The 18306-nt window shown below is 51.0% G+C and carries 15 protein-coding genes; 1 reads left to right on the top strand and 14 read right to left on the bottom strand.

Features of this window, described 5'->3' with window-relative positions; genetic code table 11:
* Nucleotides 1-2 precede the first annotated feature (2 nt).
* The 12 genes from BZG74_RS06625 to BZG74_RS06570 all read right to left on the bottom strand — a co-directional run bounded on the left by BZG74_RS06625 (nt 3) and on the right by BZG74_RS06570 (nt 13760).
* Nucleotides 3-1529: a DNA cytosine methyltransferase gene (locus BZG74_RS06625; RefSeq protein WP_077771886.1), complete on the bottom strand. Its 1527-nt coding sequence runs from the start codon at nt 1527-1529 to the stop codon at nt 3-5.
* A 96-nt stretch (nt 1530-1625) separates the two neighbouring features.
* Complete coding sequence (gene gntR, locus BZG74_RS06620; protein ID WP_077771885.1) at nt 1626-2627, bottom strand: gluconate operon transcriptional repressor GntR; 1002 nt, start codon at nt 2625-2627, stop codon at nt 1626-1628.
* 109 nt (nt 2628-2736) lie between these two features.
* Nucleotides 2737-4227, bottom strand: a complete 1491-nt coding sequence (gndA, locus tag BZG74_RS06615; RefSeq protein WP_077771884.1) for an NADP-dependent phosphogluconate dehydrogenase — start codon at nt 4225-4227, stop codon at nt 2737-2739.
* Nucleotides 4224-4724 carry a gluconokinase gene (locus BZG74_RS06610; RefSeq protein ID WP_077771883.1) on the bottom strand — a complete coding sequence of 167 codons (501 nt, stop codon included), beginning with the start codon at nt 4722-4724 and terminating at the stop codon, nt 4224-4226. The genes gndA and BZG74_RS06610 overlap by 4 nt, the downstream gene beginning before the upstream one ends.
* Nucleotides 4725-4803: 79 nt before the next feature.
* Nucleotides 4804-6120, bottom strand: coding sequence for a TRAP transporter large permease (locus tag BZG74_RS06605; protein WP_077771882.1), 1317 nt, complete (start codon nt 6118-6120; stop codon nt 4804-4806).
* The gene (locus BZG74_RS06600; protein ID WP_077771881.1) at nt 6113-6670 is read right to left on the bottom strand and encodes a TRAP transporter small permease subunit; all 558 of its coding nucleotides are present in this window, start codon (nt 6668-6670) and stop codon (nt 6113-6115) included. Before BZG74_RS06600 ends, BZG74_RS06605 begins: the two co-directional genes overlap by 8 nt.
* A 62-nt stretch (nt 6671-6732) precedes the next feature.
* Nucleotides 6733-7749 carry a TRAP transporter substrate-binding protein gene (locus BZG74_RS06595; protein ID WP_077521964.1) on the bottom strand — a complete coding sequence of 339 codons (1017 nt, stop codon included), beginning with the start codon at nt 7747-7749 and terminating at the stop codon, nt 6733-6735.
* A 289-nt stretch (nt 7750-8038) separates the two neighbouring features.
* Nucleotides 8039-8926: an ABC transporter ATP-binding protein gene (locus BZG74_RS06590; protein ID WP_077771880.1), complete on the bottom strand. Its 888-nt coding sequence runs from the start codon at nt 8924-8926 to the stop codon at nt 8039-8041.
* Between the two features lie 15 nt (nt 8927-8941).
* Nucleotides 8942-9808, bottom strand: a complete 867-nt coding sequence (locus BZG74_RS06585) for an ABC transporter ATP-binding protein (protein ID WP_077771879.1) — start codon at nt 9806-9808, stop codon at nt 8942-8944.
* Between the two features lie 8 nt (nt 9809-9816).
* A complete protein-coding gene (locus BZG74_RS06580; RefSeq protein ID WP_077771878.1) occupies nt 9817-11643 on the bottom strand; it encodes an extracellular solute-binding protein in 1827 nt (608 codons plus the stop codon).
* A gap of 46 nt (nt 11644-11689) precedes the next feature.
* Nucleotides 11690-12733 carry an ABC transporter permease gene (locus BZG74_RS06575; protein ID WP_077771877.1) on the bottom strand — a complete coding sequence of 348 codons (1044 nt, stop codon included), beginning with the start codon at nt 12731-12733 and terminating at the stop codon, nt 11690-11692.
* Between the two features lies 1 nt (nt 12734).
* Nucleotides 12735-13760, bottom strand: coding sequence for an ABC transporter permease subunit (locus BZG74_RS06570; protein ID WP_077771876.1), 1026 nt, complete (start codon nt 13758-13760; stop codon nt 12735-12737).
* A gap of 678 nt (nt 13761-14438) precedes the next feature.
* Between BZG74_RS06570 and BZG74_RS06565 the strand changes: the two genes are divergently transcribed.
* Complete coding sequence (locus tag BZG74_RS06565) at nt 14439-15755, top strand: MATE family efflux transporter (protein ID WP_077771875.1); 1317 nt, start codon at nt 14439-14441, stop codon at nt 15753-15755.
* Between the two features lie 190 nt (nt 15756-15945).
* Here the strand turns inward: BZG74_RS06565 and BZG74_RS06560 are convergent, their stop codons facing one another.
* Nucleotides 15946-17049, bottom strand: a complete 1104-nt coding sequence (locus tag BZG74_RS06560) for a glycerophosphodiester phosphodiesterase (RefSeq protein WP_235605717.1) — start codon at nt 17047-17049, stop codon at nt 15946-15948.
* Between the two features lie 131 nt (nt 17050-17180).
* Entirely contained in the window at nt 17181-18098 is a 918-nt protein-coding gene (locus tag BZG74_RS06555) for a phytanoyl-CoA dioxygenase family protein (protein ID WP_077521952.1), read from the bottom strand.
* Nucleotides 18099-18306 lie beyond the last annotated feature (208 nt).

Here is an 18306-nt window from a genome sequence, read left to right as displayed (position 1 = left end):
TTTTAACGGAGTAACTCTAGTAAAACTTCACCTATTTGCTTCGCCAAGTACGGCGGCACAGCGTTCCCTACCTGTACATACTGCTGCGTTCGATTCCCTTCAAACTTGTAGTTATCTGGGAACGTCTGTAATCGCGCGGCTTCACGCACGGTTAAGCTACGGCATTGTTTTGGATCATAGTGAATAAAGTAGTGACCATCTTTTGACATGTGGCTCGTTACCGTTGTAGAGGACTTATTAGCTGCTTGAGTACGGAACCTATCGTCGTGCGCGCCAGTTTTCCAGTTACCATGAGCAGGGGCTAACTGATCTGGAAAGCTCTTAGATTTTGGTGAAGAGCCTCCACTGAGGTAGGTATATGCAGAGCTATATGCGTAGCGCAACAAGTCACTCTCCATATGAGCGCGGGTTTCATGATTTAGAACACATTTGGGTTTATTATCTATATACCAATCCCTTAGGTGCCTGGAGACCTTTGGGTCCACACCAGCAATATCCTTACTACTTCGAGACAAACCTTTTCTCGGCTTTAAATCTAGCTCCTCTGTATTCGAGAAGGATTTACTAAGGAGCCGCTTGACTGTTTTGGCATGCCTTTCAACGATCCTCTCCCACGCCTTGTTGTCATCTTTTTGCTTGGATAGCCCACTTCTTAATTTTGGCAAGTCAGAAATTGCCTGCTCAACAGTAACGTGTTCACTACTAGGCAACAAAGTGTCAGGATATCTATCAATGTCTTCTCGCACGCCCAGTAAAATTACTCGATGTCTCGCCTGAGGCACACCATAGTCCTCCGCTTTAATAAGAAAATCGCTCGTCTTATCATAGTCTGGGTTGGCAGGATCATTAGCAGGCTTAACTAGAGAGTAAACGTTATATTTCGCTCCATGTATGCCCGTCACTTGCTCAGGGTTACGTAAGTCTTCAAGCATCTGGGGGAATATTGGCTTATCTTTAACCTTGGCAGAAAGGATCCCCCTAACATTTTCCATGACAAACACATCCGGCTGGGCTATTGATAGCACTTTCAAGTACTCTTTGTACAAAAAGTTTCTCTTATCAGTCTCAGCGTTATAGTCTTTTATTCCCGCATTTCTTGAACGTCCGACCAACGAGTATGCTTGACAAGGCGGCCCTCCAATAACAATTTTGGGCCTATTACCATGAGCATTGACTAACTGTTTAATTCTTTCGTGAATAAACTCATTATCGTCACCCAGTGCTCTTGGTTTGTGTAGTGTCTCAGTCCGAGCGGCTTCTGCTTCTTCAGGGTACTGATCAAACAGCTCTTCGCGCGTTATTTGACCACATAGGTAATCATGATAACTCTGTAAACCCTGTCTATTATCTTTAAGTTTCCGATATAGTGCGCGCGTTGTTAGCGTTAAATGAGCCGACGACTCTTTTTCCACCGAGAGACCGATTTTAAAAGGACGATATCCATTTTCGTCTGTAACAGAAGAGATCCCCTCACCAAGCCCTCCAGGGCCAGCAAACAGGTCAATTACAAGAATTTCATCGGCTTTCATGATGTAACACTACTACAAGTAAAAATGCCCGAGAATAATACTAGGCCACTCGATATAAACAACCGCTTTGTAGTCCCTTTTCTGCCACGCTTCATCTCAAATACTCTCCCCGTGTTCGATGCGGTAGCCAAGATCGATGTGGCTCGGCCAGGTGTCGGCTCCGCGGAGTCGGGCGATAAGCTCGGTGGCGGCGACGCGGCCGATTTCTTCTCGGGGGGTGATCACTGTCGCCAGTTTGGGGAGCATGGCTTGGCTGATGTCGTGACCGTGAAAACCGGCAATCGCAATGTGTTCCGGCACCTTGATCCCGCGTCGTTGGCATTCATATAAAGCGCCAATCGCCAGGTCATCGTTGGTGCAAACAATGCCATCCACCTCGGGATGTAACTCAAGGATCTGGCCGAGTAACTTGGCCCCTAAGGTAAATGACGAGGCGTCTTCAGTTTGCAGGCTGATCGGCGCTTGTTGGGTTTGAGCAATCGCTTGATGATAACCCTCAAGCTTTAAGCGCGTGCGCTCATCCATACGAGCAGCAAAATACGCAATGCATCGACGCCCTTTTTCAATCAGGGCGTTGGTCATGTCGCGCGAGGCTGTGGTGTTGTCAAAACCGACCGCTTGCTCGAGGCGTGGCGACACGCTGTCCATGATTTCAATCACCGGAATCGAGGCGGTTTGCAGCATTTTGCGCGCTCTATCGGTATGGACATTTTCCGACAAAATGATCGCATCGACGTTATACGAGAGCAAAGACTCAATGCTCTGCTCCTCGAGCGCAGCGCTGTAGCTGTAGTGGGCAATCATGGTTTGATAGCCCTCTGGTGAGGTGACGGATTCAATCCCGCGGATCACTTCGGCAAAGACTTGGTTGGTCAGCGAAGGCACCAGTACGCCAATTGCGTGGGATTTCGCATTAGAAAGAATATCGGGGGCGCGGTTGGGAATATAACCCAGCTCTTCTACCGCCAATTGGATTTTTTCACGGGCGGCGTCCGAGACCATCGCCGGGTCGCGTAAACAGCGGCTTACTGTCATTTTGGTGACGCCGACTCGGTCGGCAATGTCTTGTAATGTCGGTCGCTTTTTCTTATTCGCCATCTGGGTCTGTCGTTGATGCAGTCTTGTTTTGGCTCCATCATACCCACTCTTTGGCCCTTTTTGTTGTTACGTGTAACAAAAAGGCGCGCCCATCACAGCGCGCCTTCTATTATCGTATTTGCTGGCGCTTTGGCTGCTCACTCCAGGTCAAATGGTACTGGCGTGACTCATCGTCATCCACACGTGCATAACCATGGGCGCCAAAATAGTCGCGCTGAGCCTGAAGCAAGTTAGCGGGTAACACCTCGCTATAAAGAGCATCAAAATAACTCAATGACGCCGCCATCGCGGGAATAGGCACCGCCGCTTGCGCGGCACTGGCAACGGTCGCACGCCAGCCGGGAGCTTGGCGGTTCACCGCCTCGGCAAAGGGCGCGACGAGAAGTAAGTTAGCGACATCTGGCGTCTGTTGATACGCACTGGCAATCTCGCTTAAACATTGTGCGCGGATAATGCACCCTGCGCGCCAAATCTTGGCAATTTGCACAAAATCCAGTGTCCAGCCTTGTTGCTGCGCGGTGGTGTTGATCAGATCAAACCCTTGGGCATACACCGATAATTTGGCGCAATACAGGGCGTCGTGCAGGCTTTCAAGCTGTGTATCAATACCATCATACGCAACAGACTCTGGGTTAGTACGGGTTTTCGCTGCCGCCACTCGCACCGCTTTTAAGCCACTTTGGGCGCGAGCAAACACCGCTTGGGCAATGGTCGGTGCCGCGACACCGGTTTGCAGCGCATTCACTGCCGTCCACATGCCTGTCCCCTTTTGGCCAGCTTTATCCAGTACCACCTCGACGAACGGCTTACCTGTGATAGGGTCTGGGGTTTGCAAGATCTCGGCGCTGATTGCCATCAAGTAGCTATTAAGTGGCCCTTGATTCCAACGAGCAAAACATTGGCCAATTTCCACCGCCGACAGTCCTAGTGCTTGCGACATAAAATGGTACGCTTCGGCAATTAACTGCATGTCCGCATATTCAATGCCGTTATGTACCATTTTGACATAATGACCCACGCCCGCCCCGCCTAGATAAGCGGCACACGGCTCCCCGTGCTCAAACAGGCCCACAGGCTGACCGGCGTGATCCACTTTTGCCGCAATCGCCAACCACATGGGTTTAACCTGCGCCCACGCTGACGCATCGCCACTGGCCATCAGCGAGGGGCCGGTACGTGCGCCCACTTCCCCGCCGGAAATGGCGGTGTTAAAAAAGCGCAATTGCCCTTGGTAGTCGCGGGCGCGCCGTTCGCTATCCGTCCACAGGCTGTTGCCGGTATCGATAACAATATCGTCAGATGCAAGCCCCGCCGCTAGCAACTCACGGATCACCGTGTCGACCACCTCGCCGGCAGGCACCGACAAGGCGATAACGCGCGGCATTTGCAAACTGGTCAGCAGCTGAGATTGCGAATCAACTACCGTTAGCTGCCCCTTGTCCGATGCCTGATTGAGGGGTAACGCGGCCTCATGCGCCGCTTGCCGGTGGTGCGGGTCAATATCAAAGCCTGCGACATTAAAGCCGTGATCGACCAGGTTTAAAGCCAGGCTTTTCCCCATCACACCTAATCCAACCAGACCTATCTGTGATGGCATCATGACTCCATCTCCTTTATTTGTTGCAACGCGTGCGCGACCACAGTATCGGCGGGGTAAGAGATATCGACAAACAAGGCCTCTTCAGCGCTGGGCTCGACCAAGGCATCAAATTGGCTACGCAGCATGGCCTCACCATGAAAATAATGGTTAGCCCGTTTTTGTAGCCGTGACCAAATCGTGGCGTAATCCCCTTGCAGGTAAACAACCACTAACTCTGGGTTGTTTTGTCGCAGAACGTCGCGGTACGCCGGCTTTAATGCTGAGCAAGCAATCACCGCTGCCTCATTGTCGGTATACAGACGGTTCAAGGTACGTAACCAACCGCTGCGGTCAGCATCAGTCAGTGGGATCCCTTGCCGCATTTTTTCTACATTGTCAGCGGGATGATAATCATCACCGTCATAAAAAGGCAGGTCGAGTGCACGGGCAATTTCACTGCCAATCAGGCTTTTGCCGCACCCTGAAACCCCCATGATTAATAGTTTTTTTACTTTCATTGCACACCACAACCCTTAGCCAGGCCACACGCCAGCGATAACACCTTGAGAACTCGATATTGCTGTTTTAATACCATGATCATTGCCACCACATTGCCAACTCAGGGAAGATAATCACCAATGACAGCACGAACACTTGCAGGGCGATAAAAGGCAGGAGTGAGGTAAAAATCTCACCAAGACTAATGTCTTTCGGGGCAACCGATTTGAGGTAAAAAGCAGCGGGTCCAAATGGTGGCGAAAGGAACGACACCTGCATGTTGAGGCAGAACACCACCCCGAACCAAATGGGGTCAAAACCAAGCCCGGTGATGATGGGCACAAAAATCGGCATGGTTAACAGCGCCACCCCGACCCAGTCTAAAAACATCCCTAAGACGAGTAAGATCACCATCATGATAAGCAAGGTACCTATCGCACTGCCGCCACTTAGGCTCAGGATCACTTGTTCAACAAAATCAATCCCGCCCATCAGGTTGTAGATTCCCACCAGGGCGCTGGCACCAATGCCAATCCACATGATCATCCCGCAGGTGCGCATAGTGGCAATCGCGCTCTCTTTGAGCATCGAAAGGTTCATCTCACCACGGATAATCGCAGACAGCATGATCCCCACCACGCCAAGCGCCGAGGCTTCAGTGACCGAGGCCACCCCAGTGTAAATACTGCCAAGTACCACGGCTACCGAGAAAAGCGGGAAAAACAGCGCTTTAAAGTAGCTCACTTGCGGCTCGTCGTCTTCGCCGCTGTCACTTGGGATCGGCGCCAGTGACGGGTTTAACTTACAACGAATCAACACATAAGCGATGTAACAAGCGGCGAGAATGAAGGCGGGGAGAAAGGATGCCTTGAACAAATCACCAATCGACACACTAGCGGTCATACCATAGATAATCAGTACGATACTGGGCGGCAGCATGGTCCCCAGCGCGCCCCCCGCACAGGTGGTCCCGATCGCCAGCTTGCGATCATAACCAAGGCGGAGCATTTGCGGTAACGCCAAGATCCCCAATAACACGGTTTCACCGCCAATCACACCAGACATAGAAGCCAGCAACACCGCGACTAAAATGGTTTGAACCGCGACCCCGCCTCTCACCTTGCGCCCAAGGGACTTCATGGCATCGAAAAGATCTTTGGCGATGCCTGAACGGTCAAGTAGTGCCGCCATTAATACGAACATCGGCACGGCTAAAAAGACGTAACCAGAGGCAAAACTGTAGGTACGGCTGGCAATTAATGGCATCGCCTCGGGGCCAAACCAAAAGAGGGTAAAAAAGATCGCCACAAACCCAGACACAAACGCCAATTGCATCCCAGTGAGTAGCAATCCAATCAGCATCACCAGCATGAGCAGGCTTCCCCACGCCAGTCCAATCGAAGATAAATCAAACATCGTCTTTGTTCCTCAGCCCCATCAGCTCTTGGATGAGATGCAATACAAACTGGAGCACAAGAATGCACAGAGCGATAAAAATCAGCCCTTTAAGCAGCGCCGGATAGGGCGCATTGAGCACAGACCCTGAGGTCTCAAGTCGTAGCTCGCCCCAAGGTGCAAACCAGGCTTCCTTGGCAAGCGAGTAGGATGAATAGGCCAGCATGCTGGCAAACGCGAGTCCGACGAGGTGATGAACCAGGTTGAGGTATTTGCGCGTTTGTGACGATACCGCGTCGTAAACTAAGACCACACGCACATGGCGGTTGGCTGCAAAGGCATAAATACCACCGATAATGAACAAGGAGCCGCCGATAAATGAGGCCGTTTCATGCACCCAGGTGGTGGGCGAATCAAACAGGTAACGCATCACCACTTCGTAAAACGAGATAAAAACGGTGGCGATAAATAGCCAACTTAATAAATGGCTCACCTTAATGATCGCTCTATCGAGTACGTTTCTTGGGTGCTCGTCGGGCTCGGGCGGGGTATGAGGTATTTGTTCAGTCATAAAATAGGTCCACAATCAGGAGGGCGATGCCCTCCTATCACTGACAAGACAAGGATGAATGCTTACAACAAGCCATTGGTTTCTAAGAACTCAGTGACTGAGTCATACACTTTTTGCGCATTCGGTGAGCGCTCGGCAAACACCTTCCATTGGGTTTTGGCGATTTCACGAAACTTCTTGCGCTCTTCGTCAGACCAATCGTGGATAGTGATCTCTGGGTTGGCTTTGGCCTCTTTCACTGCCGCCATATCTGCCATTTTCAGCTGGGTGGTCATGTCGTAAGAAAAGTCCCGCACCGAGGTTTTCAAAATGGTCTGCAAGTCTTCCGGCATCTTGTCCCATTTTTTCTGCGCAATAGAGATATCAATCAGTGGCAACGAGTGGAAGCCTGGTTGCACTGGGTGCGGTGCAATATCATTCATGCCCGCTTTTTGGTTGGTGGAAAACACGGTGTAATCGGCCGCATCAATCACCCCTTTGCTCAGACCGGTAAAGACTTCCGAGCCAGGCAAGTTAACTGGTGTGGCGCCAGCGGCGGCAAACACTTGCTGCACCAAGCCTTCTGGGGCACGCAGCTTGAGTCCTTTAAGATCAGCCACGCCGTCAATCGGTTTTTTGGAGATAAACGACTCAACGCCTGTGGTCGATGCGCCTACAAACTGCACACCATACGGGGCGTAAAGCTCGGTCATCAGCTCATTTCCGCCACCGTAATTCATGTATTGCAGCAGCTGGGTGGTATCGGACCAAGCACCGACCATATTACCAATCAAGCCAAAAGCAGGATCTTTGCCGGAAAAGTAGCCCGTGGCAGTGACATGGCCGTCTAGGATCCCCATTTTTATCGCCCCGAGCGTCTCGGTGTGTTTCACCACAGAGCCAACAGGCAATAAATCAATATTGATTTGGCCATCAGACATGGTCTCCACACGGTCAGCCCAGCGCTGCTGAACCTTAAAGTTGAGATCACCTGAGGGATCAGACGATTGGATTTTCAGATTAAAATCCGCCGCCATCGCTGACATAGAGAACAAGCCAGAGATAGAGGCAGCGAGCAGGGTTTTCGTTATTGCTTTCATAGTAGGATATCCTTGTTTTATTTCCATTTATTCCATCAAGCTGGAATGCGAGTGGTCGAAACGCTGGATGTAATTGTTATGTTACCAACCTTCTACGACGCAAAGTTACCGGTAACACTAATGGATGAACAGAGATCGCACTCACAGTTATTGATTAATTTGTCACAAGGATAAATCAAAGAGGAAGAAGTGTGAGACACACCACATTGGCGGTTATCGGGCTAGCATCCTCGGCAAAAAGCGCAAGCATGAGCCGATGCCCACCCTGAAACAGGGTGGGGAAACAGAACTAGCGGGTGGTTTCAGGCTTTTTTTCGTCCACCGACTCATCCCTTGCGTCCGCGTCAGCGGCCGGTTGCTCAGCGCGGCGCTTGTGTTTGCGGTATTTAGGGTGGGTGATCGGAATCGCAGAGAGTAACTTTTGCGTGTACTCATGCTGCGGCTGATGATAGACGGTTTCGGTCGGCCCCTCTTCTACTACATGACCAAAGTACATCACTGCCACCTTATCGGAGATATGACGAACCACCGATAAGTCGTGGGAGATAAAAATCATCGCCAAGTTCATCTCTTGCTGGAGTTTCAGCAGCAAGTTAAGAATCTGGGCCTGCACCGATACATCCAAAGCGGAGACGGATTCGTCACAAATAAGCAGTTTCGGTTTAAGGGCAATCGCGCGCGCAATACCAATCCGCTGGCGCTGACCGCCCGAAAACTCATGCGGGTAGCGGTTGACCGCATCGTGGGGCAAGCCGACTTTATCTAGCAGCTCAAGTACCCATTGGCGACGCTCTTTCGCGGTGCCTATATTGTGAATAATAAAGGGCTCTTCTAAGATCCCGCCGATGGTGTGACGCTGGTTTAGCGACTCGAGCGGGTCTTGAAAGACAATCTGCATGTCTTTACGCAGTGGCCGCATCTGACGTGGCGATAAATGCGTGATGTCTTTACCTTCAAAGAAAATTTTCCCTTCGGTAGGCTCAAACAGCTTAAGCATGGTACGGCCAAGGGTGCTTTTGCCACACCCCGACTCACCCACCAGCCCGAGCGTTTCACCTTGTGACACCGAGAGCGATACGCCATCGACGGCTTTAATGGTATAGCCTTGACGAAGCAGGCCTTTGCCCGAGACAAAATACTGCTTCAGGTTTTCTACTCTGAGGACTTCCTTGCTCATCGCCTTCTCCTGCAACTACGGGGATGATGGCGCGGCATCAAACGCTTCCAACGGGCGAATATCAATCATCTGTTTGGGTTGATGGTGACGCCCCGGCATTAATCCCAACAAACGCTTGGTATATGGGTGGGATGGGTGGTCAAACAAAGTAAAGATATCTGCACGTTCACGAATTTGGCCATCGTACATCACCGCCACATCGTCACACACCTCGGCGACTACCCCCAGATCGTGAGTGATAAAAATCACCGCCATGCCGGTTTCTTCTTGCAGCTCGTTAATCAAGTCCAAAATCGAGGCCTGCACCGTCACATCCAAGGCGGTGGTTGGCTCATCACAAATCAAGATATCGGGTTTGCAGGCCAGTGCCATGGCGATCATTACCCGCTGACGCATCCCACCGGATAGGTTATGCGGGTACTCGTTCAGTCGCTTTTCTGGCATCGGGATTTTCACCTTGGCCAGCATATCGAGCGCACACACCGCGCGCGCTTTTTTATCCAGCTCTGGGCGGTGTAGCATCAAAACTTCATTGATTTGCCGACCCACGGTATGCACCGGGTTCAGTGCCGTCATCGGGTCTTGAAAGATAATCGAGATCCGATTGCCACGCATCGCATAGCGCTCTTTGGCGGGCAAGGTCACCAAGTCGGTCCCGCGGTACAAGATTTCGCCGCCCGTCACCTGGCCGTAGGGTTTAGGAAGCAGACCCATGATTGACATTGCTGTGACACTTTTGCCACTGCCCGACTCGCCCACCAAGCCGAGCGTGCGCCCGGCTTTTACGTCAAAGCTTACCCCGTGAAGTACCTCACGGGGGCCGTCGTCAGTGGTAAAATTAACGGTCAAATCCTTAACCGAAAGAATGACATCCTGCGTCATAATCGCCCCTACAGCTTGTATCTGTCATCAATGATGGTCACCGGCTCAAAGGCTTTATCGTCATCCATCGCCTCTTCGGTGGCGTCTTTCATCTCTTCATCAATCCAGAAGGTACCAAAGCCCATCACGCGGCCACTGGTGACCATTTTTTCGGTGCGCTTGGTCATTGCGTTGTCTGGGATTTGTACATAACGCCAAAAACCTTGACGCACATACGGCACCATGTACCCAGGTACAATCACACTGGCTTCTGAGATCTTAGCGCGGATCTGGTGCGACAGCTGGTATTTCTTCGCCATGTCGAACTCGGTTTTGTACGCCATGATCAGCTTATCCAACGCCGGGGAGCTGTAATTGGTGTGGTTGTTGGTTTGCTTTTTATTAGCGTTATCCGAGTGGAAGTATTCCCAATAGGCCGGGATTTCTGAGGTGCCCATATTGAGAAACGCCAGCTGATGCTTTTTCTCCAGTATGTATTTAAACGCCGATGAGCCATCAACCAAGTGAATGGTAAAGTCCAACCCTGCTTTTTTCGCTTGCTCTTTCAAGTAAGCGATGCGTGGAGTGTGGTGTTGGTACCCATAAGTGATGGCAAAGCTTAAACGCTCGCCTTTGTCGTTAATACGAATGCCATCGGGACCCACTTGGTCAAAGCCAGCTTTTTCGAAATAGCTGATCGCTTTTTCAGGATCAAACGCTGGCGGTGTCGCACCATCGTTGTCGTACTCACCATGACCATGCCCCATTGCATGTGGCTTGCGTGAGTAGTCACCACGGGTAATGTTTTCAATCATGCCATCAAAGTCCGTGGCATAGAGGATGCCTTTGCGCACATTGATATCATCGAGCAGCGGCATAGCCGTATTCATCCATAAACCGCCCGCGCCAACCGGTAATTCGTTGTGGCCCCAGAATTTGGTGATATAGCCTTTTTTATAAGGTTCAGATTGGGTTTTGTCGTGCCACACATCCGGTAATAGCAAATCGAACACATCCAAGTTGCCTTTTTCAAAGTGCTTCATGGCGATATCGTTATCCCGGATCACCCGCAGACGAATTTTGTCGACGTTATAACGGTGCTGATAATAGGGGTTGGTGTAGCCCCACCAGTCATCCACATGCTCAAAGGTGACGCTACGGCCTTTTTGCACCCGCGCTAACTCGTACGGGCCCACGGTGGGGGTCGCTTTGAAGTTATAGCGACGTACAAAGTCGTCGGCAATGCCGTCTTGGTTTTCATCTTTACGCGGATTGGCGTAAAAGTGCGCGGGACGTGGGACCAAACTACCCAGGGTATACATCAGATCTTCGTCGCTTTTCTCTATTGCAGTCGATATCGCAATGGTGTGTTGGTCAATTTTCTCTACCCCGCCAATGGTGTTGGTGTAGTACTCGTTGTACCAAGGCGCAACAATGTCTTTCGAGCGGTAGAACTGCATCATAAAGACAAAATCATCGGCGGTGACGGGCTCGCCATCCGACCAGGTCGCCTCTGGGTTCAGCTTGAAGTAGATGGTTTTATGATCATCGCCAAACGCCCACTCGTTGGCCAAATCCGGGATCCATTCCAGTGTGTCTGGGTGGCGCTTTACCAATGAAGGCATTTCATCGAGAAAATAACTGCGCAGGCCTGAGTTGGAGTCTGGGCCAACCGTGCGCAGCGTCTGGGGAAAGGAGCTTAAGTGTGAGCGCAAAACGCCGCCACGTTTGGCGTCGGGAGAGCCGATTTTAGGTGCATCCCAATTGGTTTGCCAATTAAGGTTTTCAGGCAAATCCGCCGCCCAGCCGCTGAGGCTAAACATCGAAATTGAGGTCGCAAGGATCAGTTTTTTCATCGTGATTTCCTTATCGTGATTCAAACATTGCACATTGTGTTTAACGTTAGTCGTAACGGGTGAATTTTTTCGGGTCGAACGCCGCGCGCACCGCTTCACCAATGAAGGTCACCATCACCAATACCACCACCAGTGAGGTCACCACGGATGCAACAATCCATGGTGCGTCCAAATTCGATTTGCCTTGCTGTAACAGCTCGCCCCAACTGGGCGTCGGCGGCATCAGCCCAAGGCCGAGATAATCCAGCGCCGTTAGCGCGGTAATATTGAGTGCGATGGTAAAGGGCGCCAAGGTCACAATCATCACCATGGTGTTCGGTAAAATATGCCGGAATAAGATACGGCTGGTCGAGGCACCGAGTGCACGCGCGGCCATCACATAATCGCGGGCTGACTCTTTATAGGTCATGGTGCGCATATACCAGGTGATCGCCATCCAGCCAAATAGCACGTTAATCCCTACAAACAGGGCAAACGTGGGCTGAAGAATCGAAACCAAAATCATGATCACGTACAAAAACGGCACCATCGACCAGATTTCGATAAAGCGTTGGAACAAAAGGTCAAACTTGCCGCCCCAAAAACCCATCGCACAGCCGACGGCTGTACCAATCGCATAGGAAGCGGCCATGGTGAGTAACGCAAACCCCATGGCGATACGAAAGCCGTACACCAAGCGAGCGAGAATGTCGCGGCCAATCTCATCGGTGCCAAGGTAATGCTGATGCTCAGCGCTCGGCGCTGTCGGCGGGAAATCCCCGCTAAAATCTTGCTCCAGTGGGTTCCATGGCACTAGGGGCATCACCACATAATTGTCACCGCCTTGTGCCTCAAAGGCTTTGGCAAGTTGACGATAGTTGGCTTCGCTAGTGCCCACTTGACCAAAGTCGCTCGCCAAGTACACATCACTCAGTACCGGGAAATAATATTCACCGTCGTATTTGACCATTAACGCTTTACTGTTGATAAAAAGCTCGGCAAAAAGCGACAACACCAGCATGGTGGTCAAGATCACAAACGACCAGTAACCGCGTTTAATTTGCTTAAAGCTGCGGATTTTCTTTTGAGTTAAAGGGCTAAACGTCAACATATCAAGATCCAAACTTCACGCGAGGGTCAACCAAGGCAACACAGATATCGGAGATAATATTGCCGGCCAGCAGTAATAGCGCATTGATGGCGACAATGCCCATCACCACCGGATAATCGCGCTCCATAATTGACTCGTAGCCAAGTAAGCCGATGCCATTGATATTGAAAATGACTTCAATCAAAAACGCGCCGGTCATAAAGAACAACAACGAGTTGCCAAAATGGCTAGCAATCGGGATCAAGCTGTTGCGCAGCGCGTGCTTGCGCACCGCCGAGCGGAACGGTAACCCTTTGGCAATCGCCGTACGGATATAATCCGCCGAGAGGTTTTCCATTAGGTTGTTTTTCATCGTCATGGTCAGGGTGGCAAAGTCACCAATCAGATAACAAATCAGCGGCAGTACCGCATGCCACATCACATCTTTGGCGCGTTCCCAAAAGCTGGTCGCGTCGTAGTAGGCATCGCCCACAAAGCCCCCCATCGGGAACCATTCGAGGTGATAGCTAAACAAGGTGATCAGTAATACCCCGACCACATAGCCAGGCAAGGCAAACCCAATGAAAATCAGCACAGAGGAGGACGAATCAAACACTGAACCGTGTTTGAGGGCTTTGTAATACCCGAGCGGAAGAGAGATAAAATAGCTGATGAAGAAGGTCATGCCGCCGTAAAACAAGGAGACGGGCAGACGCTCGGCGATCATGTCGGTGACCGGCTCGTAGTAGCGCGTCGACTCACCCAGATCGAAATTGGCGAGCTTGCCCAGCCAATCGACATAGGCTTCTAGCACGGGTTTATCGAGGCCGTAAAATGCCTTAAGTTCGGCAATCTGATCGTCCGATAACGCCGAGCTGTCACCAGCACGTTGCAAGCTCGAGCCGCCATCGGCTTGTGCCTGCATTTGCGTCATCATTCGCTCGACCGGCCCACCCGGCACAAGACGGGTGATACCAAAGATCAAAATGGTAATGCCGAGAAATGTCGGGATCACCAACAGTAACCGGCGTAAAAAGTACGACAGCATAGTCCACTACTCCCTGTCCACTGTCTGATATTTTTGCAGGTCATGGAACCTGCCGTTGTGCTCTCTTGGCCATCCTAAGCACTGAAAGCAACACTACGTATTACACACTCACATAAAGTGGTCTATATTTATCTCGATTTTTAGTCACGATCAACGATAACGGCCTGTTAGAAGTGATTTTTTTTCCACAAGACAGCGAAAACTATGCCATTTTTCTACTGCGTTGTGCTAACTCCCTTATCACCAAAAGCAATAAATATTTCACTCAATAGTCACAAAAGTTTGGTTTAAAATGCAATAAAACTGACATTTCACCTAAACATTGTCTCTTTTCGTCACTTCACTTACCAATAACCCACCGCGACAGCCTGTCTTGGTAAAAAGACAATCCATCTTCCGGCCTCATCTATTCTCATATTCATTCACCAAAACCGGCGCAACAGTGATAGTGATTTGTTTCACCATAATCTGAACCACCAGCACAAATCACCAACATCAATTACTGTATGCAGAAGCGCCCCTAATCGCCCCATACACACTTGAGTCAGGAGCTCAAACACTGAATACCCGCATTTATTAGGGGTTGGTAATTTTTAGCAATCCTCTACAATTGTGCAGGTTATGCCGAGCCGCTTCCTGCTCGGCTTTTTTTCCCTTTATTAACGCAAAGAGTGCCTGATGGAGTCTGCTTCTCGCGCAAAGCGCTTGTTCTCGACCACCCTCCCCATGCTGTTTGGCGTACTGTCACTAATGAGTTTTCAACTTGTCGATAGCGCCTTCATTGGTCAGTTGGGCGTGCTACCTCTCGCGGCACAAGGCTTCACCTTGCCCATTCAGATGATCATTATCGGCATTCAAGTCGGCCTCGGGATTGCGACCACGGCGGTGATCTCACGTGCGCTCGGGGCCGATCAGTGCCGCTATGCCAAACAATTAGGCGGCCTGATTTTATTTATTGGCACCGCAGGCGTTGCTTTGTTTGCCGGCTTGCTCTACGCCTTGCGCCATCCAATCTTGATGTTGCTTGATGCGCCGGACAAGGTATTTCCGGTAATTGATAGCTATTGGCAAATTTGGTTGGTCAGTGCTTGGACAGGCGCAGTGCTTTACTTCTTTTATAGCCTAGCACGCGCCAACGGGAACACCATGTTGCCCGGCTCCATGATGGTGGTCACCAGCTTATTTAATCTTGCGCTCGACCCGGTATTTATCTTTTGGCTCGATTGGGGCATTAATGGCGCGGCCGTGGCAACCTTGATTGCGTTTGGCGCTGGCATTGCCATTGTCGCGCCTCGCGTGTTCGGTAAAGGCTGGGTTTCGTTTGACTGGCAGGACTTAAACATCAAACAAAGTGTGGGTTCGATTGGGCATATTATGGGGCCAGCGATGATAAGCCAGCTGCTGCCGCCGGTGTCATCTATGCTGGCGACCAAGCTGCTCGCCAGCTTTGGCTCAGCGGCAGTGGCCGCCTGGGCGCTAGGTTCACGCTTTGAGTTCTTTGCCATTGTCTCGGTACTGGCGCTGACTATGTCAATGCCCCCCATGGTGGGTCGTTTGCTGGGTAAAGGCGATCTGACCGAAGTGCGCCATTCGGTCAAGTTAGCGTGTCAGTTTATTCTCGGCTTTCAATTGCTGATTGCCGTGGTGACCTGGCTTGCTGCCGCGCCCCTCGCCGATTTGATGACCAGCGATCAACAAGTCACCGATATCTTGTACACTCACCTTACGCTAGTGCCGTTTAGCCTGGGCGCTCTAGGAGTGTGTATGTTGATGGTGTCGATTACCAATGCATTAGGCCGCTCATACATCGCCCTAACCATTTCTGCGCTCCGCCTATTTGCGTTTTTCCTGCCCTGCCTCTGGCTAGGCGCACAAATTGGCGAGCTGTTTGGCCTGTTTGCCGGTGCCTTAATCGGTAACCTCCTTGCGGGCGCAGTGGCTTATGCCATGTACCGACGTACGCTGGCTAAACTGATGGCGCATCAGCCCCACTAAACTGAGTCGATGCTCGCTACTATCATCGACTGGATTCGCTTAGCAGACCCTCCGCGCCAAGGATGGCGCGGCGGAGCCTCCAGGGATGGATTAACGGCGTGTCTGCGTGCGGCTCCAGTCGATGCACATAACTAAAAAAGCCCGCTAATAACAGGCGGGCTCAAAAGGTAAATACAGTTGACGCGCAGGGTTAATAACCCAGTTGCGTTAAGGTCGCTTCAATGTCTTTACCGTCGCTGTCGGTTAAGGCTTTAACCGCCTCGTTAGGACGGTTGGTAAAGAAGCCATCCACACCGCGCTCACGGTAACGAATCAAATCTTCGCGATCGTCCAGGGTATACATGTGCATCAGCAAGCCTTTTTCATGGCTCATATCCACCATCCAAGACTTCGCCAAGTCCATATAGCTAAACTGGCTTGACCAAGCATCATCAAAGTTGGCTTGGGTGCCCGACGGCCCCACACCGATGGCGCCATGCTCCTTGGCATAATCCAACCATTCTGCGTAGCCGGATTTTGAGGCCACTTCCTGACGCGCGTAGTACTGGGCGTAAGACTCATCATCCGCTTTAGGCGCGCTGTCTTTAGTGGGAATGTAGCCATCACCCGCCCAAAGCAGCAAGATTTTTGGCACATTCGGCATCACATCTTGCAGCGCTTCAAGGCTCGATTTATTAAAGGTCTGCAGGATCACTTTGCCTTTGGCGTCGTCATCTAACCAACCATGCTCGGTCAAGTCTTGCTTCAAATCCTGCTCAATCCCCGGGAAGAACTCAGGCACCTTGGTTTCAATATAAAGCCCAGGCTGGTGCGCACAGTCTTCAGCAATTTCACGTACCTGATCCAGCGTCACTAGCTTCAAGCCGCTAAAGCTCTCGCGTGCGCGCTCGGGATAGGCTTGGTTATACCAGCTACCGGCATCCAGTTTTTCCAGCTCTGCCCAAGTAAAGGTATTGACCGGATCGTCGGCACGCTCAGGATAGACTGTCTCAATATTGGTGTTGCGCTTAAGGTTGTCGTCATGCACCGCGATCAATTTGCCGTCTTTGGTGCGCTGCAGGTCAAGCTCGAGATAATCGGCTCCCACTTCACAGGCAAGCTGGTAAGCCGGCAAGGTCGACTCTGGTGCATTGTAAGAATCACCACGGTGGGCAATGACCGCGTGATCGGCAATGCCAAGTTGTGCGCTTAACGCCGTGTCACTGGCTTGAGCAAAAGAAGAGAAGGATACGGCACTGGCCACACTCAGGGCAGTAGCTGTCACGCTCAGGGTCGCTTTTAATGATGTGTTCAACGGAAACTCCTTAATGTCGTTGAAGTTGGCGAGATAATTAAACGCTTGTTCAATTATCGAGACAGCATAGCAAAACCCTGATTTAAAGCGAAAAAATAAAAACGCCCACAAAGACGTGGGCGTCAACACGGTTAAGAAGCCAGCGGCCAGAGTGACTCTACTGCCTGTAGGGGGCGTTGATCGGGGTTAGATAAATAGTGCGGGCGCGGTGGCAACCCACTAAATGGCGTCACCGGTTTATTCTCCACACTGTTATAGACAAACATTAAAATCGAACGTGGGTCGTTGGCGATATTATCGGGTGAGCCATGCATCAAGTTACAATCATGGAACACCAAGGTACCGGCTTGTCCCGTTACCGAGGCAATGCCATTGTCTTCTAACAATGCCTCCATGGTCTCTGGCTTGGGCACGCCCAGCATTTGTTTTTTCAGCGACTGCTGATAGTTCTTCTCGCCGGTATTGCCTTCACAAGACGCATAGTGATGGTGCGAGCCGGGGATCACATACAAAGGCCCATTGTGCTCGGTGTTATCGGTTAACATCAGCCATACAGTCACGGCTCGCATCCGTGGCATTCCATCCTCAACGTGCCAAGTCTCGAAGTCAGAATGCCAAGGAAACGACTTGCCTTTAAACGCAGGCTTAATGTTGACGCGCGATTGCATCAAATATGCATCCGAGCCCAAAATTTGCCGAACTTTATTGAGAATGCGTGGATCACGTGAGAAGCGATCAATTAAGTCACTGTAGGCAAAAGGTTTAAAAATAGTACGCAGCTCGTCACTATCTGGCTCGGTATATAGCTCTTCATAGCCGGCCATATCATCGCGTAAACGGGTGATTTCACGTTTAAGCGGTGCCACCATTTCCGGCATATAGTCATTCATCACCAAAAAGCCTTGGCGATCAAACGTATCCAGATCACGTTGGCTCAAGCTATGCGGTACCTCTGGCTGCGCACCGCCGTACACAACAGGGTCTAGACGTGGGGAGAGGGTTTCTTTTCCATTGACGCGTGAGGGATACAAATCGGGTGTACCTTCCATTATTGACACCTCCTTCATGTCGTTCGTTTTTTAGTGATATCTTCTCGCTGTTTGAGGCCCTTAAGGGCGTGAATTGCACACAACACAGGTGTGGGCGGCTAATCTAAAATCAACCCCCTACGCGTGCTATGCATCTTCTTGGATAACTGCGAGCTACCCTACCAGCTCCACATCGAACAGTGAACCTTTGCAAACCCACAACCGCTAT

The sequence above is a fragment of the Salinivibrio sharmensis genome (assembly GCF_001995985.1).
GTDB lineage: Bacteria > Pseudomonadota > Gammaproteobacteria > Enterobacterales > Vibrionaceae > Salinivibrio > Salinivibrio sharmensis.
Note: the sequence above shows the minus strand (reverse complement) of the source record. Positions and strands in the feature narration are given on the sequence as shown.